The sequence below is a fragment of the Streptomyces sp. NPDC059454 genome (assembly GCF_042749965.1).
Classification (GTDB): Bacteria; Actinomycetota; Actinomycetes; order Streptomycetales; family Streptomycetaceae; genus Streptomyces.
The window spans coordinates 87,809-106,737 of the sequence record NZ_JBHYVC010000008.1 but is presented as its reverse complement, the minus strand read 5'-3'; the positions used below and the strand labels follow the sequence as shown (position 1 = coordinate 106,737).

At 70.8% G+C, this 18,929-nt stretch carries 15 protein-coding genes; 4 read left to right on the top strand and 11 right to left on the bottom strand.

Annotated elements, in window-relative coordinates; genetic code table 11:
- Nucleotides 1-11: 11 nt before the first annotated feature.
- Genes galK through galT form a run of 3 tightly spaced genes read right to left on the bottom strand, consistent with a single transcriptional unit; the run spans nt 12 to nt 3,251 of the window.
- Nucleotides 12-1,184: a galactokinase gene (gene galK, locus ACFXAE_RS08335; RefSeq protein WP_384709916.1), complete on the bottom strand. Its 1,173-nt coding sequence runs from the start codon at nt 1,182-1,184 to the stop codon at nt 12-14.
- Nucleotides 1,185-1,221: 37 nt separating this feature from the next.
- Nucleotides 1,222-2,193, bottom strand: coding sequence for a UDP-glucose 4-epimerase GalE (gene galE / locus ACFXAE_RS08330; RefSeq protein ID WP_384709914.1), 972 nt, complete (start codon nt 2,191-2,193; stop codon nt 1,222-1,224).
- Nucleotides 2,190-3,251 carry a galactose-1-phosphate uridylyltransferase gene (gene galT / locus ACFXAE_RS08325; RefSeq protein ID WP_384709911.1) on the bottom strand — a complete coding sequence of 354 codons (1,062 nt, stop codon included), beginning with the start codon at nt 3,249-3,251 and terminating at the stop codon, nt 2,190-2,192. Before galT ends, galE begins: the two co-directional genes overlap by 4 nt.
- 176 nt (nt 3,252-3,427) lie before the next feature.
- Between galT and ACFXAE_RS08320 the strand changes: the two genes are divergently transcribed.
- Both ACFXAE_RS08320 and ACFXAE_RS08315 read left to right on the top strand, forming a co-directional pair.
- Nucleotides 3,428-5,107: a sodium:solute symporter family protein gene (locus tag ACFXAE_RS08320; RefSeq protein ID WP_384709908.1), complete on the top strand. Its 1,680-nt coding sequence runs from the start codon at nt 3,428-3,430 to the stop codon at nt 5,105-5,107.
- A gap of 21 nt (nt 5,108-5,128) precedes the next feature.
- A complete protein-coding gene (locus ACFXAE_RS08315; RefSeq protein ID WP_384709905.1) occupies nt 5,129-5,440 on the top strand; it encodes a hypothetical protein in 312 nt (103 codons plus the stop codon).
- Between the two features lie 434 nt (nt 5,441-5,874).
- Here ACFXAE_RS08315 and ACFXAE_RS08310 read toward each other — a convergent pair whose 3' ends face one another.
- The 4 genes from ACFXAE_RS08310 to ACFXAE_RS08295 all read right to left on the bottom strand — a co-directional run bounded on the left by ACFXAE_RS08310 (nt 5,875) and on the right by ACFXAE_RS08295 (nt 12,464).
- On the bottom strand, nt 5,875-6,552 hold the full coding sequence (locus tag ACFXAE_RS08310) for a LuxR C-terminal-related transcriptional regulator (RefSeq protein WP_384709902.1): 678 nt from the start codon (nt 6,550-6,552) through the stop codon (nt 5,875-5,877).
- 207 nt (nt 6,553-6,759) lie between these two features.
- Complete coding sequence (locus ACFXAE_RS08305) at nt 6,760-8,607, bottom strand: PQQ-binding-like beta-propeller repeat protein (RefSeq protein WP_384709899.1); 1,848 nt, start codon at nt 8,605-8,607, stop codon at nt 6,760-6,762.
- Nucleotides 8,608-8,673: 66 nt separating this feature from the next.
- Nucleotides 8,674-10,413, bottom strand: a complete 1,740-nt coding sequence (locus tag ACFXAE_RS08300; protein ID WP_384709896.1) for a PQQ-binding-like beta-propeller repeat protein — start codon at nt 10,411-10,413, stop codon at nt 8,674-8,676.
- A gap of 236 nt (nt 10,414-10,649) precedes the next feature.
- Entirely contained in the window at nt 10,650-12,464 is a 1,815-nt protein-coding gene (locus ACFXAE_RS08295; RefSeq protein WP_384709893.1) for an ABC-F family ATP-binding cassette domain-containing protein, read from the bottom strand.
- Between the two features lie 156 nt (nt 12,465-12,620).
- Here ACFXAE_RS08295 and ACFXAE_RS08290 point away from each other — a divergent pair, with 156 nt between their 5' ends.
- Entirely contained in the window at nt 12,621-13,217 is a 597-nt protein-coding gene (locus ACFXAE_RS08290) for a Uma2 family endonuclease (RefSeq protein WP_384710126.1), read from the top strand.
- 5 nt (nt 13,218-13,222) lie between these two features.
- Here ACFXAE_RS08290 and ACFXAE_RS08285 read toward each other — a convergent pair whose 3' ends face one another.
- From ACFXAE_RS08285 to rsmI, 4 genes are read right to left on the bottom strand one after another with little or no spacing between them, the layout of a single operon-like run.
- The gene (locus ACFXAE_RS08285; RefSeq protein WP_384709890.1) at nt 13,223-14,122 is read right to left on the bottom strand and encodes a 4-(cytidine 5'-diphospho)-2-C-methyl-D-erythritol kinase; all 900 of its coding nucleotides are present in this window, start codon (nt 14,120-14,122) and stop codon (nt 13,223-13,225) included.
- A complete protein-coding gene (rsmA, locus tag ACFXAE_RS08280) occupies nt 14,119-15,009 on the bottom strand; it encodes a 16S rRNA (adenine(1518)-N(6)/adenine(1519)-N(6))-dimethyltransferase RsmA (protein WP_384709887.1) in 891 nt (296 codons plus the stop codon). Before rsmA ends, ACFXAE_RS08285 begins: the two co-directional genes overlap by 4 nt.
- Nucleotides 15,010-15,043: 34 nt before the next feature.
- Entirely contained in the window at nt 15,044-15,934 is an 891-nt protein-coding gene (locus tag ACFXAE_RS08275) for a TatD family hydrolase (RefSeq protein WP_384709884.1), read from the bottom strand.
- 43 nt (nt 15,935-15,977) lie between these two features.
- Nucleotides 15,978-16,856, bottom strand: coding sequence for a 16S rRNA (cytidine(1402)-2'-O)-methyltransferase (rsmI, locus tag ACFXAE_RS08270; protein WP_384709882.1), 879 nt, complete (start codon nt 16,854-16,856; stop codon nt 15,978-15,980).
- 85 nt (nt 16,857-16,941) lie between these two features.
- Here rsmI and ACFXAE_RS08265 point away from each other — a divergent pair, with 85 nt between their 5' ends.
- Nucleotides 16,942-18,717, top strand: a complete 1,776-nt coding sequence (locus ACFXAE_RS08265) for a dolichyl-phosphate-mannose--protein mannosyltransferase (protein ID WP_384709879.1) — start codon at nt 16,942-16,944, stop codon at nt 18,715-18,717.
- Nucleotides 18,718-18,929: the final 212 nt, after the last annotated feature.

Sequence of the window (18,929 nt, the reverse complement as noted above, 5' to 3'; positions counted from 1 at the left end):
GCCGCCCCGCCTCAGCGCACCCGACGCGCTCCCGCCGCCGGGACCGCCTCGAAGACGCGGGGAGCGGTGAAGCCGGCCGCCGCGAACGCCTCCTCCACCGCCTTGGTGATCGTCGGGACGTCCGTCTCCTCCGCCAGGACGATGGCCGAGCCGCCGAAGCCGCCGCCGGTCATGCGGGCGCCGAGGGCGCCGGAGGCGACGGCGGTCTCCACCACCAGGTCGAGTTCGGGGCAGGAGACGCGGAAGTCGTCCCGCAGGGAGGTGTGTCCCTCGACCAGGACCGGGCCGATCGCGCGGGTGTCGCCCGACTCCAGCAGGGACACGACCCGTTCGACCCGCTCGTCCTCCGTCACCACGTGCCGGACCAGCCGGCGGACCTCCTCCTCGTCGCCGAGCCGCTCAAGCGCCGCGTCCAGTTCCTCGTACGGGAGGTCCCGCAGGGCGTCGACGCCCAGCAGGGCCGCGCCCTTCTCGCAGCCCGCGCGGCGCTTGCCGTACTCGCCCTCGCTGTGACTGTGCTTGACCTGGGTGTCGACGACGAGCAGGCGCATGCCCTCGGCGGCCAGGTCGAAGGGGATCTGCCGCTGCGAGAGGTCACGGGTGTCGAGGAACAGGGCGTGGCCGGTCTCGCAGCAGGCCGAGGCGGTCTGGTCCATGATGCCGACCGGGGCGCCGACGTAGACGTTCTCGGCGCGCTGGCACAGCCGGGCCAGCTGCCAGCCGCGCAGGCCGAGGCCGAACAGGTCGTTCAGCGCGAGCGCGACCACGACCTCCAGGGCCGCCGAGGACGACAGGCCCGCGCCCGCCGGGACGCTCGAGGCGAGGTGGACGTCCGCGCCGGTCACGGTGTGCCCGGCCTCGCGCAGCGCCCACACCACGCCCGCCGGGTAGGCGGTCCACCGCTTGTCCGATTCGGGAACCAGGGCGTCGACCGCCAGTTCCACGACCGGGCCGTCCACGTCGGCGGAGTGCAGCCGCAGTACGCCGTCGTCCCGCCGGGACACCGCCGCGACCGCGGTGTGCGGCAGCGCGAACGGCATGACGAAGCCGTCGTTGTAGTCGGTGTGCTCGCCGATGAGGTTGACCCGGCCCGGTGCCGCCCACACCCCGTCCGGCGCGGCCCCGTACAGCTCCTCGAACCGCTCGGCGACGGACCCCGCGACGGCCCCGCTGGACTCGCTCATGCCCTGACCCCTGCCCCTTCGTGACGTTCTTCTCGGCCTACTTGGCCTGCTCGGCGCGCTGCTGCGCGAACTCCCACGCGTCCGCGACGATCCCCGCGAGGTCCGCGCGCGACGGGTTCCAGCCCAGCTTCTCGCGGGCGGTGGCGGCCGACGCCACCAGGACCGCCGGGTCGCCGCCCCGGCGGGGGGCCACGACCTCGGGGATCGGGTGGCCGGTGACCTGACGGACCGTCTCGACGACCTCGCGGACGGAGAATCCGTTGCCGTTGCCGAGGTTGCAGATCAGGTGCTCGCCGGGCGCCGCGGCCTTCAGCGCGAGCAGATGGGCCTCGGCCAGGTCGGCGACGTGGATGTAGTCGCGCACGCAGGTGCCGTCGGGCGTCGGGTAGTCGTCGCCGTAGACGGAGATCGCCTCACGCCGCCCCTGGGCCACCTGCAGCACGAGCGGGATGAGGTGCGACTCGGGGTCGTGCCGCTCGCCGTACTGCCCGTAGGCGCCGGCCACGTTGAAGTAGCGCAGGGAGACCGCGCCCAGCCCGTGCGCCGCCGCCTCACCGGTGATCATGTGGTCCACGGCGAGCTTCGAGGCGCCGTACGGATTCGTGGGCCGGGTGGGCGCGGACTCGACGATCGGGACCTGCTCGGGCTCGCCGTAGGTCGCCGCCGTGGAGGAGAACACCAGCCGGCGCACGCCCGCCTCGCGCATCGCGCCGAGCAGCGCCATGGTGCCGCCGACGTTGTTGTCCCAGTACTTCTCCGGCTTCACCACCGACTCGCCGACCTGGGAGAACGCGGCGAAGTGCAGGACACCGTCGTAGGAGGGGTCCAGCCATTTGGCGGCATCGCGGATGTCGCCCTCGAGGAACGACGCACCCGTGGGAACACCTTCCCGGAACCCGGTGGAGAGGTTGTCGAGCACGACGACCTCGTGGCCGGCCTCCAGCAGGTGCTGGGCGACGACACCGCCGACGTAACCGGCCCCGCCCGTCACCAGGTACTTCCCGCTCATGAACTCGCTACCTCTCGCAGTCGCTCGGCCGCGCGCTCCGGCGGCACGTCGTTGATGAACACGTTCATGCCGGACTCGGAGCCCGCGAGGAACTTCAGCTTGCCGGATGTGCGGCGGACGGTGAAAAGCTCGAGGTGGAGCGCGAAGTCGTCACGCGTGACGCCCTCGAAGTCCTCCAACTGCCCGAACGGGGCCTGGTGCCAGGCCGCGATGTACGGCGTCGGAGGCTCGCCTTCCCCGAAGATCCGGTCGAAGCGCTTCAAGAGTTCCAGATACACCTGGGGAAACTCCGTGCGCGCCGCCTCGTCCAGTCCGAGCAGGTCGGGCACCCGGCGCTTGGGGTAGAGGTGGACCTCGTAGGGCCAGTGCGCCGCGTACGGCACGAAGGCCACCCAGTGTTCACCCTCAAGGACGATCCGCTCGCCGGCCCGTTCCCGCTCCAGCACGGCGTCGAACAGGTTCTCGCCGCCCGTCGCCTCCTTGTGTGCGGCCACTTGGCGCAGCATCAGGGAGGTGCGGGGGGTGGTGAAGGGGTAGGCGTAGATCTGCCCGTGCGGGTGCTGGAGGGTGACGCCGATCTCGGCCCCCCGGTTCTCGAAGCAGAAGACCTGTTCGACGGAGGGCAGATGCGACAGCTCGGAGGTCCGGTCGGTCCAGGCGTCGAGCACGAGTCGCGCCTGCCGCTCGCTCAGACCGGCGAAGGAGGAGTGGTGGTCGGAGGTGAAGCAGACGACCTCGCACCGGCCCGAGTCCCCGGCCAGCGAGGGGAAACGGTTCTCGAAGACGACCACGTCGTACGACGAGTCCGGGATCTCGCTCAGCCGGTCGCCCCCGGAAGGACACAGCGGACACTCGTCGGCCGGCGGGTGGTACGTGCGCCCCTGGCGGTGCGAGGCGATGGCGACGGAATCACCCAGCAGCACGTCGCGGCGGATCTCGGACGTGGTGACGGTGGCGTCCAGCGGACGGCGGTCGACGGCGTCGCGGACGGTGTCGTCGCCCAGGTCGTAGTAGATGAGCTCGCGACCGTCGGCCAGCCGGGTCGAGGTCTTCTTCACTGCCGCACTCCTCTGCACCCGCCAATCAATCAACACAATCGAACATAACACATCACAACCCACCAGCGAGCCCTGTTCATCACGATCGAACAAAGAACATCACGGGAAGTGTTCAGTCACTGAACACGGAGGCATGGGTTCCGCACCGGATCAGTTCGCGAACGAAGCGAGTGTGTATGCAAACCCCCACATACCTGGCCGCAGAGCTTCGACTCCCCACCAACTGGCTGGACTACACGATCCTCGGGATCTACTTCGTCGTCGTGCTGGGCATCGGCCTCGCCGCCCGCCGCTCGGTCAAGACCAGCCTCGACTTCTTCCTGTCCGGCCGCTCCCTGCCCGCCTGGGTCACCGGTCTGGCCTTCATCGCGGCCAACCTCGGCGCCACCGAGATCCTCGGCATGGCGGCCAACAGCGCCCAGTACGGCGTCTACACGACCCACTGGTACTGGATCGGCGCCATCCCCGCGATGGTCTTCCTGGGCCTGGTGATGATGCCGTTCTACTACGGCAGCAAGGTCCGCTCGGTTCCCGAGTTCCTGCTGCTGCGCTTCGACCGGGCGGCCCACCTGCTCAGCTCGCTCCTCTTCGCGGCCGCGGCCATCCTGATCGCCGGCGTCAACCTGTACGCCCTCGCGATCGTGGTCGAGGCCCTCCTCGGCTGGCCGCAGTGGGTGGCGATCGTCGTCGCCGGTTTCTTCGTCCTGGCCTACATCACCCTGGGCGGCCTGTCCTCGGCGATCTACAACGAGGTCCTGCAGTTCTTCGTCATCCTCGCCGCGCTCATCCCGATCACGGTGCTCGGCCTGAAGAGCGTGGGCGGCTGGGACGGCCTGTCCGACTCCCTCACCGAGGCGCGCGGCGACGACTTCATGACCGCCTGGGGCGGCACCGGCATCGGCAGCGACAACCCGCTCGGCGCCAACTGGCTGACCATCGTCCTCGGCCTCGGCTTCGTCCTCTCCTTCGGCTACTGGACGACGAACTTCGCCGAGGTGCAACGCGCCCTGTCCGCCAAGAACCTCTCGGCGGCCCAGCGCACCCCGCTCATCGCCGCGTTCCCGAAGATCTTCATCGTGTTCCTGGTGATGATCCCGGGCCTGGTCGCCGCCGTGATGGTCCCCAGGATCGGCACGGGCGACTCGGACCTGCAGTACAACGACGCGATCCCGTACCTGATGCAGCAGCTCCTGCCCAACGGCGTCCTGGGCATCGCCGTCACCGGCCTGCTGGCCGCGTTCATGGCCGGCATGGCGGCCAACATCTCCTCCTTCAACACCGTCTTCACCACCGACATCTGGGCGAAGTACGTGGTGAAGCACCGCGAGGACGAGTACTACGTCCGCTTCGGCCGCCTGATCACCGCGATCGGTGTCCTCGCCTCCATCGGCACGGCGTTCCTGGCCAGCTCCTTCTCCAACATCATGAGCTACCTGCAGACGCTGTTCTCCTTCTTCAACGTGCCGATGTTCGTGGTCTTCATCATCGGCATGTTCTGGAAGCGGGCCTCCATGAAGTCCGGCTTCTGGGGACTGATCGCCGGCACCACCGCCGCGATGATCAACTACTTCGTCATCTACAAGCAGGGCATCATCGACATCCCCTCCGACCAGGGCGCCAACTTCGTCTCCGCGATCGCCGGCTTCGTCGCGGGCGCGGTGGTCATGGTCGCCGTGTCGCTCTTCACCGCGCCCAAGCCGGCACGGGAGCTGGAGGGCCTGGTCTACGGCACGCGCTCCCCGGGCATGGCGGAGCCGCCCGCGGAGGGCGACGACGCGTGGTACCGGAAGCCGGCATTGCTGGGCTGGGGTGCGGTGATCCTGGCTGCCGCCTGCTACATCCCGTTCTCGTTCTGATCGCGGGAGGATGGAGAGAGTATGTCCGAGCACTATTCCGAGCGTGAGCTCCAGCAGGAGGTCTCCGAGCTGGAGACCAAGTCCGCGACGGCCGCACGGCTGTTCGACATCCGGCGGATCATCGGCGGGCTGTTCGTCGTGTACGGCGTGATCGTCACGATCGCGGGATTCACCGCGTCCGATGCGGACATCGACAAGGCCGAGGGGGTCAACATCAACCTCTGGACGGGGTTGGGGATGCTGGTCCTGGGCCTGCTGTTCCTCCTCTGGCTGAAGCTCAGGCCGACGGCTCCGCCGCCGCCGGATGTCGTTCCGGGGGAACGGGAGGAGTAGGGGGCGCCGTACGGGACGCGCGGGCCGGCGCTTTGCGGGTGCCCCGCGCTTACGGGTTGCCCCGTGCCGGTGTGGGCCGGGGGTGTTCGCGCGGCCCGGCGCTTGCGGGGTGCTGTCGCGCCCACCCGTGCCGCCCTGCGGCACGACTGCCCGCGGATCGCGGGAGGTGCGGCGGGTAGCCGCCTACGGCGCGGAGGGGACGGGGCGGGGCTGGCCCGGCGCGTCCGCGCCCTCAGCCCCTCCAGGCAACGTGATCCGCGCCGGTCCGAGGACGGACACCCCCGACACGGCCCCGACCCACCCACCGACCGCAGGCGCTACGCCCACCCCCGCCGGACCGAACCCGGAGCCGCAGACATCCCACCGGACCGAACACCGCGCCACAGACATCCCACCGGACCGAACACCGCGCCGCAGGCATCCCACCGGACCGGTCAGCCGCTTCCCACCGGCCCCGCCCGGTCGAGCAGGCCCGTCCGGGCGGCCAGGGCCGCCGCCTCCAGGCGGGAGCCCACGCCCAGTTTCATCAGGACCCGCTGGACATGCGTCCGGGCCGTGGACGGTGCGATGCCCATGCCCGCCGCGATCAGCCGGGTGTCCTCCCCGTCGGCGACCCGCACCAGCACCTCCACCTCCCGAGGCGTCAGCATCTGCAACAACCGCGCACCCTCGTCGTCCGGTTGCGCCGCGGGATTCAGCAGCTCCCCGAACGCCCCCTGCAACAACTGCGGCGCCACGGCGGCCTCCCCCGCCCGCGCCTTCATGATCGCCCGCTCGACCCCCTCGATGCGCTCGTCGTGCCGCACGTACCCCGACGCCCCCGCCGCGAACGCCGCCGCGATACCCCGCGGTGACGGCACCGGCCCCAGCACGACCACCGCCACCTGCGCCCGCTCCCGCTTGATCTTCACCACCGGATCGAACGCCCCCGCCGCCGCCGGCGCCGCCGTCCCCAGCAGACACACCTCGGGCGCCCTGCTGATCACCAGATCCGCCGCCCCGGAAGCCGGCGCAGCCGCCGCCAGCACCCGGTGTCCCCGCAGCTTCAACGCCGAGGCCAACGCCTCGGCGAGCAATCGGTGGTCGTCGACCACCATCAGCCGCACTCCCATCGAACAACCAACCCCCCATTGACAACGCACCCCAGGATGCCCCCGGAAGCTACACGCTTGTTCGACGTTGCGCTCCCCCTACCGGCGAGAACCGCCCCGGATCACCGAAATTCTCGCATTCGACGGCGATGGGCGCATGAGGCGCGATATGCCCGCGGCCCCGTCCCTGACCAGGGACGGGGCCGCGAGAAACGAGAAACCGGGTGATCAGCTCGTACCGAAAGCGATCACCAGATACTCCTTCTCGTCCGAAGCCGACGAGAAGTCACTGGCGTAGATACCGGACATGTACAGACCGCCCTGCGAGAACAGGATCTCCGCGTAATCCGGCGACATCCGCGACTCGACGTCCCGCACGGTCTCCGTCGCCGGGTTCTCCATCAGCGTCGTCTGCTTGAAGGTCCCCCCGTCGATGCTGACGATCTGCCCGCCCTTGTCGTACGGCGGACGCTTGTACGCCAGGATGTTCCCGCCGTCCATCCGCAGCGGAGTGATCGTGTAGCCGTCACCCGCGTCGGCACGCTGACCGGTCTGCTTGCCGGTCGCCAGGTCGAAGGCGACGACCTCGTTGGTCTGGCTGTACGACTCCCCGCCGCCCTCGTGCTCCTCGGTCGCGATGTACAGCCGGTCCTCGCCGACCGCCAGCCCGCTGCACTTCTCGAGCTTGTAGATGGCGTCGCAGCGGGCCGCGTACTCCTCGCCCGGCGCGGAGATGCGCGTACGCAGCTTGCCGGTCTTGTTGTCGATGGAGAAGAAGTCCGAGATGCCGCTGCCGTCACCCGCGGAGTCACCGACGTCGGCGGCCACGACCAGCGGATCGGTGGAGACGACGGCGGCGTACTCGATGCCCTCGTCCATCTTGTACTCGGTGATCACCTTCCCGGTCTTCGGGTCGATGGTCTGGATGTGCAGCTGCCGCTGCTCGTACGTGCCGCACTTGCGCACCGCGACGAGCTTCTCGCCGCCGCCGTACCCGGAGTCGTAGCAGGAGTCGGACGTCTTGGGCGCCCACAGCTGCTTGCCGGTGGCGACATCCCAGGCGGCGCCGCCACTGGTGCTGCCCGCCGCGACGGTACCGCCGCTGATCGTGATGTTGTTGAAGCTGATCGGCATGGTGCCGGACTTGGCGCTCTTGGTCCACACCTGCTTGCCGGCCTCCAGATCGATCACCGCGACCTGCGTACAGGACTGCGGATCCGTCTTGGTCGGCATGGCGGGCTTGAAGATGATCGCCGTCTTGTTGTCCTCGGTGGCCCGGCCACTGCCCTCGCACACCGGCCCGGGCAGGTCGATCGTCCACTTCTCGGTGCCCTTGGCACGGTCGTAACCGACGACCTCGGCGATCCCGCTCTTGGCGTACACCGTGTCGGTCAGCCAGGAACCGGAGGTGGAGATGCTCGTGGTGCCCTTGGGGACCTTGGGCGCGGGCACCTGGAACAGCACCTTGGAGCCGGTGTCGGCCGGTGCCTTCTCCTCGGCGCCGGAGGAGGTGCCCCCGGTGCCGCCGTTCTTCTCGTCCTTGCCGCTGGTGCCGCCGGAATCCGCGGTGGTGTTCTTGTCGTCGTCCTTGCCGGACGAGGACGCGTACCAGACACCGCCGCCGACGATCAGGGCGATGGCCGCGACCGCCGAGACGATGATGGCGGCCTGCGCGTTGAACTTCTTCCCGCCGCCCCCCGGCTGCGGCTGCATCGGCATGGTCGGCGGCTGCGGATAGCCGTACCCGGGCTGTCCGTAGCCGGGCTGTCCGTACCCGGGCTGCCCGTACGCCCCCGGCTGCTGCGGCTGCCCGTACGCCCCCGGCTGCTGCTGCCCCGGATACCCGTACCCGGTGGCCGGCGGCTGCTGCGGATACCCGTACCCGGGCCCCTGCGGAGCCGACGGCGGCGTGAGCGGAGGCTGCGGGGCGGCCGGGGTCGGCGGAGTCTGCGGATACCCGTATCCGGGCTCCGGGGCCTTGTTGAGATCGGGCCCACCAGGAGTGGACGGCTGCTGCGGCGGCCCGAACCCCGGCTGCTGCGGGGGCTGGTTGGGCGGCGGAGGCGGCTGGGTCATGACGTGAGTACCTCGGGAGAAGGGGACGACGGACGACGGACGGCGGGAAGAAGACGAGCCGCGACCTCACTTGCCGTAGGCGAGCATCAACTTCTCCTTCGACTCGTCATTGCCGGTCAGCCTGGTCGTCGAGATGTAGAAGCGGCCGTCGACCCAGTCGACCGCCTTGCTGTAGAAGTCCCTCTCGATGTCCGCGACGCCCTGCGGGTTCTGCATCAGCTTGACCGGCTTGTGGTCGCTGCCGCCGGTGGGGATGGCCAGAACCTGGCCGCCGGAGTCGTACGAGGGCTTCACGTAGGCGATGAGCTTGCCGCCCTCGACCTTCATGGGCTGCATCGACTCGGCCACCGGGGACTTCACCCGCCACTCCTCCTTGCCGTCGGCGAGGCCGATGGCCACGATCTCGTTGGCCCCGCCGGCCGCCACGGTGGGCAGGTAGAGGGTGTCCCCGTCGACGGCGGCGGCCTGGCAGCTCTGGAGGCTGCGCGACAGGACGGCCCAGCCGCACTCGGGCGCGAAGTCCTCGTCGACGCCGACCTGCGAACGCACCTTGCCGCCGGCGGTGAAGGTGGCGATGTTCCAGCTGTCCTTGTCCTGGTTGCTGGCGTGGACGACCACCGGGTCGACGGAGAAGGTGTGATCGACGCGCCAGCCCTTCTCGTACGCGTAGGTCCACTTCACCTTGCCGGTCCTCGGGTCGAGTTCCCGGAGCTCGTCGTGCTCGTTGTCGCCGCCGGCGCCGCAGGCGGCGACCTGGATCAGCCGCTCGCCGCCCGCGAATCCGGAGGGGAAACAGGCGTCGCCGTACTTCTTCGTGTCGAACAGCTTCTTGCCGTTCGTCACGTCGTACGCGGTGCCCGACATCGAGCGGCCCACCATCAGCGTGTCACCGGCGAGGGACATCTCGATCGAGAGCACGGAGTCGAACAGCGCGCCCTCGGCGACCTCCTCCGTCCAGCCCTTCTCGCCGGTGTCGAGGTCGATGAGCTGGAGCCGGTTGCACTTGGCGCGGTCGCTGGTGCCGCTCATGTGGGCGACGACGATCTTGTCGTCGGACGTCTTCGTCGGCGTGACCGAGCAGATCTTGTGCGGGAAGGTGATGGGCTCCCAGGCGGGCTTGCCGTCACCGACGTGGTAGGCGGAGAGCTGCTTGTAGACGGCCTTCACCGCCGTCTTGTCGGTGATCCACATGCCGAGGGCCTCGGCGCCGGAACCGGGCGCGTCGGGCGCCTCCTTGTACCAGAGCACCTGGGACTCGCCGGCCTTGCGGCCCTCGTTCAGGTTCTCCGGGTCCTCGCCGCCGTCGCCGCTGCCGTCGCCCGGGTTGACCGGGGCGCCGGAGGTGCCGTCCGGCTTGGGGTCGTCGGTCTGCTGGGAGACGGGCTTCTTGTCCTTCTCGCCGTCGTCACCGGAGACGGCCCACACGGTGCCGCCGATCACCAGCAGCGCGGCGACCGCGGCACCGATGATCATGGCGGGCTTGCCCTTGAAGGAGCCCCGGGAGCCGGGCCCGCCGGGCGGCGGCGTACCGGGCGCCCCGGGGAACTGCGGCTGCGGCGGGTACCCGTACCCGGGCTGGCCGTAGGGCCCCGGCTGCTGCGGCTGGCCGTAGGGCCCGGAGGCGTACGGCCCGGAGTTGTACGGACCCGGCTGCTGCGGAGGCTGCTGCGGATATCCGTACCCGGGCTGCGGCGGACCCTGCGGAGGCGGAGGAGGCGTCTGCGGAGCCCCGAAGCCACCCCCCGGCGGCGGATCCTGCGGTGCTCCGAAGCCACCCTGCGGCGGCTGGTTCGGCGGCTGCGTCATCAGCGCGTTCCCCCTTGCTCACTGATTTTTAGCCACGCCCTGAGGTACGCGATGAACCCAGAGTCGTCTTCAGACGTTTCTCAGACTGGCCCCTTTCTATCACCCGGCACCGACACGCCACCGGGCCGCGTCCTCCCCTGTTCCCAAGGGAGGACCGGCCCGTGATGCCCCTGTTACGCGCCTTCACGCCCCCTTCACGCCACGCGCGCGCCCCGCACGCGGACAGGGCCGGCGGCTCAGGCGTCCTCGGCCAGTTCCAGCCAGCGCAGCTCCAGCTCGTCCCGCTGTCCGGCCAGTTCCCGCAGCTCGGCGTCGAGTTCGGCCACCTTCGCGAAGTCGGTGGCGTGCTCGGCGATGGCGGCGTGCAGCTTGGTCTCCTTCTCGGAGACCTTGTCGAGCTGGCGCTCGATCTTCTGGAGTTCCTTCTTGGCCGCGCGCTGGTCGGCGGCGCTCTTCTCCGGGGCGGAACCCCGGGGCACCGCGGCCGGGACGGAGGCCGCCGCGGCGGCGGCCTCCTCCATCCGCTTGCGGCGCTCCAGGTACTCGTCGATCCCGCGCGGCAGCATCCGCAGGGTGCCGTCACCGAGGAGGGCGAACACCCGGTCGGTGGTGCGCTCGACGAAGAACCGGTCGTGGGAGATGACGATCATCGAACCGGGCCAGCCGTCGAGGACGTCCTCGAGCTGGGTGAGGGTCTCGATGTCGAGGTCGTTGGTGGGCTCGTCGAGGAAGAGGACGTTGGGTTCGTCCATCAGCAGCCGCAGCAGCTGCAACCGCCGCCGCTCACCGCCCGACAGATCGCCGACCGGCGTCCACTGCTTCTCCTTGTTGAAGCCGAACGTCTCGCACAGCTGCCCGGCGGTCATCTCGCGCCCCTTGCCGAGGTCGACGCGCTCCCGCACCTGCTGCACGGCCTGGAGCACCCGCCAGGTGGGGTCGAGCTCGGCGACCTCCTGGGAGAGGTAGGCGAGCTTGACCGTCCTGCCGACGCGGACCCGGCCCCCCGCGGGCTGCACCTCCCCCTCGCTCCGGGCCGCCTGTGCGAGCGCCCGCAGCAGGGACGTCTTGCCCGCCCCGTTGACCCCGACCAGACCGATGCGGTCCCCGGGCCCGAGCTGCCAGGTGATGTGCTTGAGCAGCACCTTGGGCCCGGCCTGGACGGTGACGTCCTCCAGGTCGAACACCGTCTTGCCGAGCCGCGAGGAGGCGAACTTCATCAGCTCGCTGCTGTCGCGGGGCGGAGGGACGTCCGCGATGAGCTCGTTGGCGGCCTCGACGCGGAAGCGCGGCTTGGACGTCCGCGCGGGGGCGCCGCGCCGCAGCCAGGCCAGCTCCTTGCGGACCAGGTTCTGCCGCTTGGTCTCCTCGGTGGCGGCGATCCGCTCGCGCTCCGCGCGGGCGAAGACGTAGTCGGAGTAGCCGCCCTCGTACTCGTACACGTCGCCGCGCTGCACGTCCCACATGCGGGTGCAGACCTGGTCGAGGAACCAGCGGTCGTGGGTGACGCAGACGAGCGCGGAGCGCCGCTCGCGCAGATGCTGGGCGAGCCAGGCGATGCCCTCGACGTCGAGGTGGTTCGTGGGCTCGTCGAGGACGACCAGGTCCTGCTCCTCGATGAGCAGCTTGGCGAGCGCGATGCGCCGCCGCTCACCGCCGGACAGCGGCCCGATGACCGTGTCCAGGCCCTTGGGGAACCCCGGCAGGTCCAGCCCGCCGAACAGCCCGGTCAGTACGTCCCTGACCTTGGCGTTACCGGCCCACTCGTGGTCGGCCATGTCCCCGATCACCTCGTGCCGGACGGTGGCGGCCGGATCGAGGGAGTCGTGCTGGGTGAGCACCCCGATGCGCAGCCCGCCGGAGTGCGTCACCCGCCCGGTGTCGGCCTCCTCCAGCCGGGCCAGCATCCGGATGAGGGTGGTCTTGCCGTCCCCGTTGCGCCCCACGACCCCGATCCGGTCGCCTTCGGAGACGCCGAGGGAAACCCCGTCGAGCAACGCACGCGTGCCGTACACCTTGCTGACGTTCTCGACATTGACCAGGTTGACGGCCATTTTTCTCCTGCCCGGTGGATCGATCAGCTTTCAAGCGTAGGCCCTGCCGGAACAAGGCCGGGACGCGAGGAGACAGTCACTCTTTGTGATGACGTGATCGGAAACGGGCGGCTACCGTAGGGGGCAGGCAGCAGGATCCCGTCCATGGGAGGAACCATGACCGCCGAGTCCGTAGAGCACCGCCGTCACTGGCCGGTGCCGCCCGTGAACGGCTACACCGTGGACGACCTGTTCACGCTGCCCGATCTCCCGCCGCACACAGAGCTGATCGACGGGAGCCTGATTTTCGTGAGTCCGCAGCGTCGCTTCCACTTCCTTGTGATCGACCTCTTGGTCAACGGGCTACGTAGCTCTCTCGGTCCGGACTTCAGTGTCGAGCGGGGGATGACCGTCGTCCTGGACAAGCGCAACGGCCCCGAGCCCGATGTCAGTGTGGTTCGAGCAGACGCGGTCACCGGGCTGGACCAGACCAGCTTCCAGCCCGAGGACGTCCTGCTCGCCGTGGAGGTCGTCTCGCCGGACTCGGAATCCCGCGACCGTACGACCAAACCGCACAAGTACGCCCTCGCGGGAATCCCCAACTACTGGCGCGTCGAGCAGGACGGAACCACCGGCCGTCCCCTCGTCCACGTCTACGAGCTCGACCCGATGACGCAGTCCTATGTGCACATGGGTTGGCACCGCGACCGGATCAAGGTCGACAAGCCTTCCGCCATCGCCATCGACCTGGGCCCGGTCGAAACGCGACCCTGAGCGCTTCAGACGACCGTCGCACCCGGCACCGGACCTGCCGCAGTACGCACCGTGCGACAGGTACCCGAAGCCCGCAAGGCGCCCGCGATCCCCTCCGCCGCCTCCGCGTCCCGGGCGAGGAACGCCGTGGTCGGCCCCGACCCCGATACCAGGGCGGCCGACGCGCCCGCCGCACGCCCCGCCGCCAGCGTGTCGGCCAGCTCGGGGAACAGCGACAGCGCCGCCGGCTGAAGGTCGTTGGAGCCGGAGACGGCGGCGGCGAGCGCGTCGACGTCACCCTTGGCCAGCGCATCGAGCAGTTCCCGCGAGGCCACGGGCTCGGGGATCTCCCGCCCCTCCCCCAGCCGGTCGAACTCCCGGAACACCGCCGGTGTGGACAGCCCCCGCGAGGCCATCGTGAACACCCAGTGGAAGGCGCCCCCCACCTCCAGCTCCGTCAGCTTCTCTCCCCGCCCGGTACCGAGCGCCGCCCCTCCCACCAGGCTGAACGGCACATCGCTGCCCAGCTCCGCGCAGATGTCGAGGAGCTCCTCGCGCGAGGCGCCCGTCCCCCACAGCGCGTCGCAGGCCAGCAGGGCACCCGCGCCGTCCGCGCTGCCGCCCGCCATACCGCCGGCGACGGGGATGTCCTTGGCGATGTGGAGGTGGACGTCCGCGTCCCGGCCGTACCGCCCGGCGAGCGCCAGGGCGGCGCGGGCGGCGAGGTTCGTACGGTCGAGCGGGACCTGGCCGGCGTCGGGGCCGGCGCAGGTCACCCGCAGCTCATCGGCCGCCGTGACGGTGACCTCGTCGTAGAGCCCCACCGCGAGGAAGACGTTGGCCAGGTCGTGGAAGCCGTCGGGGCGGGCGGCGCCGACCGCGAGCTGGACGTTGACCTTGGCGGGGACGCGGACGGTGACGCTCACGGCTGACCCTGCTCCTTGTTCCCGGCGTTCTCGGCGTTCTCGGCGATGCGCGCGAACTCCTCGACGGTCAGGGACTCCCCACGGGCCTGCGGCGACACCCCGGCGGCGACCAGGGCGGCCTCCGCGGCGGCCGCCGACCCCGCCCACCCGGCGAGCGCGGCCCGCAGCGTCTTGCGGCGCTGGGCGAAGGCCGCGTCGACGACGGCGAACACCTCGCGCCGGGAGGCGCTGGTCTTCAGCGGCTCCGCGCGGCGGACCAGGGAGACCAGCCCGCTGTCGACGTTCGGCGCGGGCCAGAAGACGTTCCGCCCGATGGCGCCGGCCCGCTTGACCTCCGCGTACCAGTTGGCCTTGACCGACGGCACGCCGTACACCTTCGAGCCGGGTGCGGCGGCGAGCCGGTCGGCGACCTCCGACTGGACCATGACGAGGGTGCGCTCGATGCTCGGGAAGTGCTCGAGCATGTGCAGCAGCACCGGGACGGCCACGTTGTAGGGCAGGTTCGCGACCAGCGCGGTCGGGGCGGGTCCCGGCAGCTCGGTGACGTGCATCGCGTCGGAGTGGACCAGCGCGAACCGCTCGGCCCGCCCGGGCATGCGGGCGGCGACGGTGGCGGGCAGCGCGGCGGCCAGGACCTCGTCGATCTCGACGGCGGTGACCCGGTCGGCGGCCTCCAGGAGCGCCAGCGTGAGCGAGCCGAGCCCGGGGCCGACCTCGACGACCACGTCGTCGGGGCGGACCCCGGCGGTGCGGACGATACGGCGGACCGTGTTGGCGTCGATGACGAAGTTCTGGCCGCGCTGCTTGGTGGGCCGTACGCCGAGGGCGGCCGCCAGTTCACGGACGTCGGCGGGGCCCAGGAGGGCGTCGGGGGTGGGGCTGGTCACGGGACAAGGGTACGGGGCACGGGGACCGGGCAGGTCACGCCTGTGGATAACCGAAGGCGCGGGCCGTGTTCGCCCCGAGGGCGGTGGCGAGGGTGTCCTCGTCGACGCCCCGTACGGCCGCCATCGCCCGCACGGTCACCGGCACCAGGTACGGGGCGTTCGGCCGCCCCCGGTAGGGCACCGGGGTCAGGAACGGCGCGTCGGTCTCCACCAGGACCAGCTCCAGCGGGGCCACGGCGAGCGCGTCCCGCAGGTTCTGCGCGTTCTTGAAGGTGACGTTCCCGGCGAACGACATGTAGTACCCGGCGCTCGCGCAGATCTCCGCCATCTCGGCGTCCCCGGAGTAGCAGTGGAAGACGGTGCGCTCGGGGGCGCCCTCCTCCTTCAGCACGCGCAGGACGTCGGCGTGGGCGTCACGGTCGTGGATGACGAGGGCCTTGCCGTGCCGCTTGGCGATCTCGATGTGGGCGCGGAAGGACCGCTCCTGCGCCTCCTTGCCCTCCGGCCCGGTGCGGAAGTAGTCGAGGCCCGTCTCGCCGACGCCCTTGACCTGGGGCAGCGCGGCCAGCCGGTCGATCTCGGCGAGCGCCTCGTCCAGGCCGGCGTCCCCGCCGGGTTCGCGGGCCCCCTGCCGGGACCATCCGTCCGGGTCCCCGTGGACGATGCGCGGCGCCTCGTTGGGGTGCAGCGCGACCGTCGCGTGGACGGCGTCGTACGCCGCCGCCGTCTCGGCCGCCCACCGGGACCCCTTGAGGTCGCAGCCGACCTGCACGACCGTCGTCACCCCCACCGACGCGGCCTTGGCGAGACCCTCCTCCACCGTGCCGGACTGCATGTCGAGGTGGGTGTGCGAGTCCGCGACCGGCACCCGCAGGGGCTCCGGGAGCGGCGGGGCGGCGTTCTTGTCGGGGGCGTTCGAAGGCATGCCCCGATCCTACGGAAGCGGCCCGGACGTCGGATCCTGCCGCCTAGCGGCGCTCCCCCGAACCGGAACCGGGGGCATCGGCCGCGTTCTTCGCGGCGACCACCGCGTCGAACACCTGCCGCTTCGGAAGCCCCGCTTCCACCGCCACCGCCGCGATCGCCTCCTTGCGCCGTTCTCCGGCGTCCTCCCTCACCTTCACCCGCCGCACCAGCTCGGCGTCGTCGAGCTCCTCGGCGCCCCTCTCCGGCGCCCCCTCGACCACCACCGTGATCTCCCCGCGCACGCCCTCCGCCGCCCACGCGGCCAGCTCCGCCAGCGGACCGCGCTTGATCTCCTCGTACGTCTTGGTCAGTTCCCGGCAGACGGCGGCCCGCCGCTCCCCGCCGAACACCTCGGCCATCGCGGCGAGGGTGTCGTCGAGGCGGTGCGGGGCCTCGAAGTAGACGAGGGTGCGCCGCTCGTCGGCGACCTCGCGCAGCCGTCCCAGCCGCTCGCCGGCCTTCCGGGGCAGGAACCCCTCGAAGCAGAACCGGTCCACGGGCAGCCCGGACAGGGCGAGCGCGGTGAGCACGGCGGACGGCCCCGGCACCGCGGTGACCTCGATGTCCCGCTCGACGGCCGCCGCGACCAGCCGGTAGCCGGGGTCGGACACGGACGGCATCCCGGCGTCCGTCACCAGCAGCACGCGCGCGCCGCCCGCCAGTTCCTCGACCAGTTCGGGCGTGCGGGCGGACTCGTTGCCCTCGAAGTACGACACGACCCGTCCCTTGGGCATGACGCCGAGCGCCTGGGTGAGGCGCCGTAGCCGCCGCGTGTCCTCGGCGGCGACGACGTCGGCACCCGCCAGTTCCTCCGCGAGCCGGGGCGGGGCGTCGGAGATGTCGCCGATGGGGGTGCCTGCGAGTACGAGGATTCCGGTCACTCCCCCATCCTCCCAGGAGAGGACGGAGCCGGGGCATACCGGCCATGCGCGGGACTCACACAGCCCTGTTCCCTACGATGGCGCGGTGACCAGTACCGCGTCCTCCACGGACACCCGGCAGGACCAGGCGCCGCACGAAGAGCGGCCGTCGTGGCAGCAGCGGCTGCGCCGTTTCGGCTATCCGGCGCCGGGCCCGGCCAGAGGCGACGTCCGCGAGGCCGAGGTTCGCGAGGCCGACGTCCGCGACCGCCTGGTACCGCCGTACACGGAGCCGTCGAAGCGGCTGTGGGACACGCTCGGGGCGCCGCCGGTGCTCGCGGAGCGCATCACCCGCTGGTCGGGGTGGGGCGGCCCGCTCCTGGTCACGCTGCTGGCGGGCGTGCTCCGGTTCTGGAACCTGGGCAGTCCGAAGGGGGTGATATTCGACGAGACGTACTACGCCAAGGACGCGTGGGCGCTGGTCCACCGCGGGTTCGAGGTCAACTGGGACAAGAACGCCAACGATCTGATCCTCTCGGGCGGCGCCGTCCCCATCCCGACGGACCCGGCGTACGTCGTGCATCCGCCGGTCGGCAAGTACGTGATCGGGCTGGGCGAGCTGATGTTCGGCTTCGACCCGTTCGGCTGGCGGTTCATGACCGCCCTGCTCGGCACGCTCTCCGTGCTGATGCTGTGCCGGATCGGCCGGCGTCTGTTCCGTTCCACGTTCCTCGGCTGTCTCGCGGGCGCGCTGATGGCGGTGGACGGGCTGCACTTCGTGATGAGCCGGACCGCGCTGCTCGACGGCGTGCTGATGTTCTTCGTGCTCGCGACGTTCGGCGCTCTGGTGGTCGACCGGGACCGGGCGCGCGAGAAGCTCGCCGCCGCGCTGCCCGTGGACGCCGACGGCCGGGTCCGCCCGGACCCGTACGTCGCCGAGAACACCCGGATCGGCTTCCGTCCCTGGCGGCTGGTGGCGGGTCTGACGCTGGGTCTGGCGGTCGGCACGAAGTGGAACGGTCTCTACATCATGGCCGCGTTCTGTGTGATGGCGGTGCTGTGGGACGTCGGCGCGCGCAGGGTGGCGGGCGCCCGGCGCCCCCGGGTGGCGGTGCTGAGGCGCGACCTGGGCTGGGCGTTCCTGTCGACCGTGCCGGTGGCGGTGGTCACCTACTTCGCCTCCTGGATCGGCTGGATCCTCTCCCCGGCCGACGGCACCGGCGGCTACTACCGCGACTGGGCTGCCAAGGACGGCAAGGACAGCGACTGGTCGTGGCTGCTGCCCGACTGGTGGCGCAGCCTGTGGCACTACGAGAACCAGGTCTACGACTTCCACGTCGGCCTGTCCTCGCCGCACACCTACGAGTCCAACCCGTGGAGCTGGATCGTCACCGGCCGCCCGGTCTCCTACTTCTACGAGTCCCCGGCCCCCGGCACGGGCGGCTGCCCGGTGGACGCGGGTGAGAAATGCGCCCAGGAGGTGCTGGCCCTCGGCACCCCGATGCTGTGGTGGGTGGCCTGCTTCGCGCTCCTGTACGTCCTGTGGCGCTGGCTGCTGCGCCGCGACTGGCGGGCCGGCGCGATCGCCTGCGGCATCGCGGCCGGCTACGCGCCCTGGTTCCTGTACCAGGAGCGCACGATCTTCTTCTTCTACGCCGTCGTCTTCCTCCCCTTCCTCTGTCTGGCCGTGGCGATGCTCCTGGGCGCCCTCGTCGGCCCGCCCCGCTCCACCGAGACCCGCCGTGTCGCGGGCGCGACGGCGGCGGGCGTACTGACCCTGCTGATCGCCTGGAACTTCATCTACTTCTGGCCCATCTACACCGGCACGACGATCCCGATCGACGACTGGCGGGCGCGGATGTGGCTGGACACGTGGGTTTAGCTGGGCGGATACACCACGGGGGCGCGGCAAGCTGCCGTGCCCCCGTGGTCGTTGTTGGTCGTTAGCGGTTGCTGCTGGCCGACGTCGGACGGCCCGCAGGCGGCCCCGCTCTTCGCGAAGCACACCGGTGTCCGTCCAGGTGAAGCCATCTATACACGTGTACCTGGGGCAAGTTGCCGTCCCTGCCTCACGGGGCGCCTCCTGAACCGGCC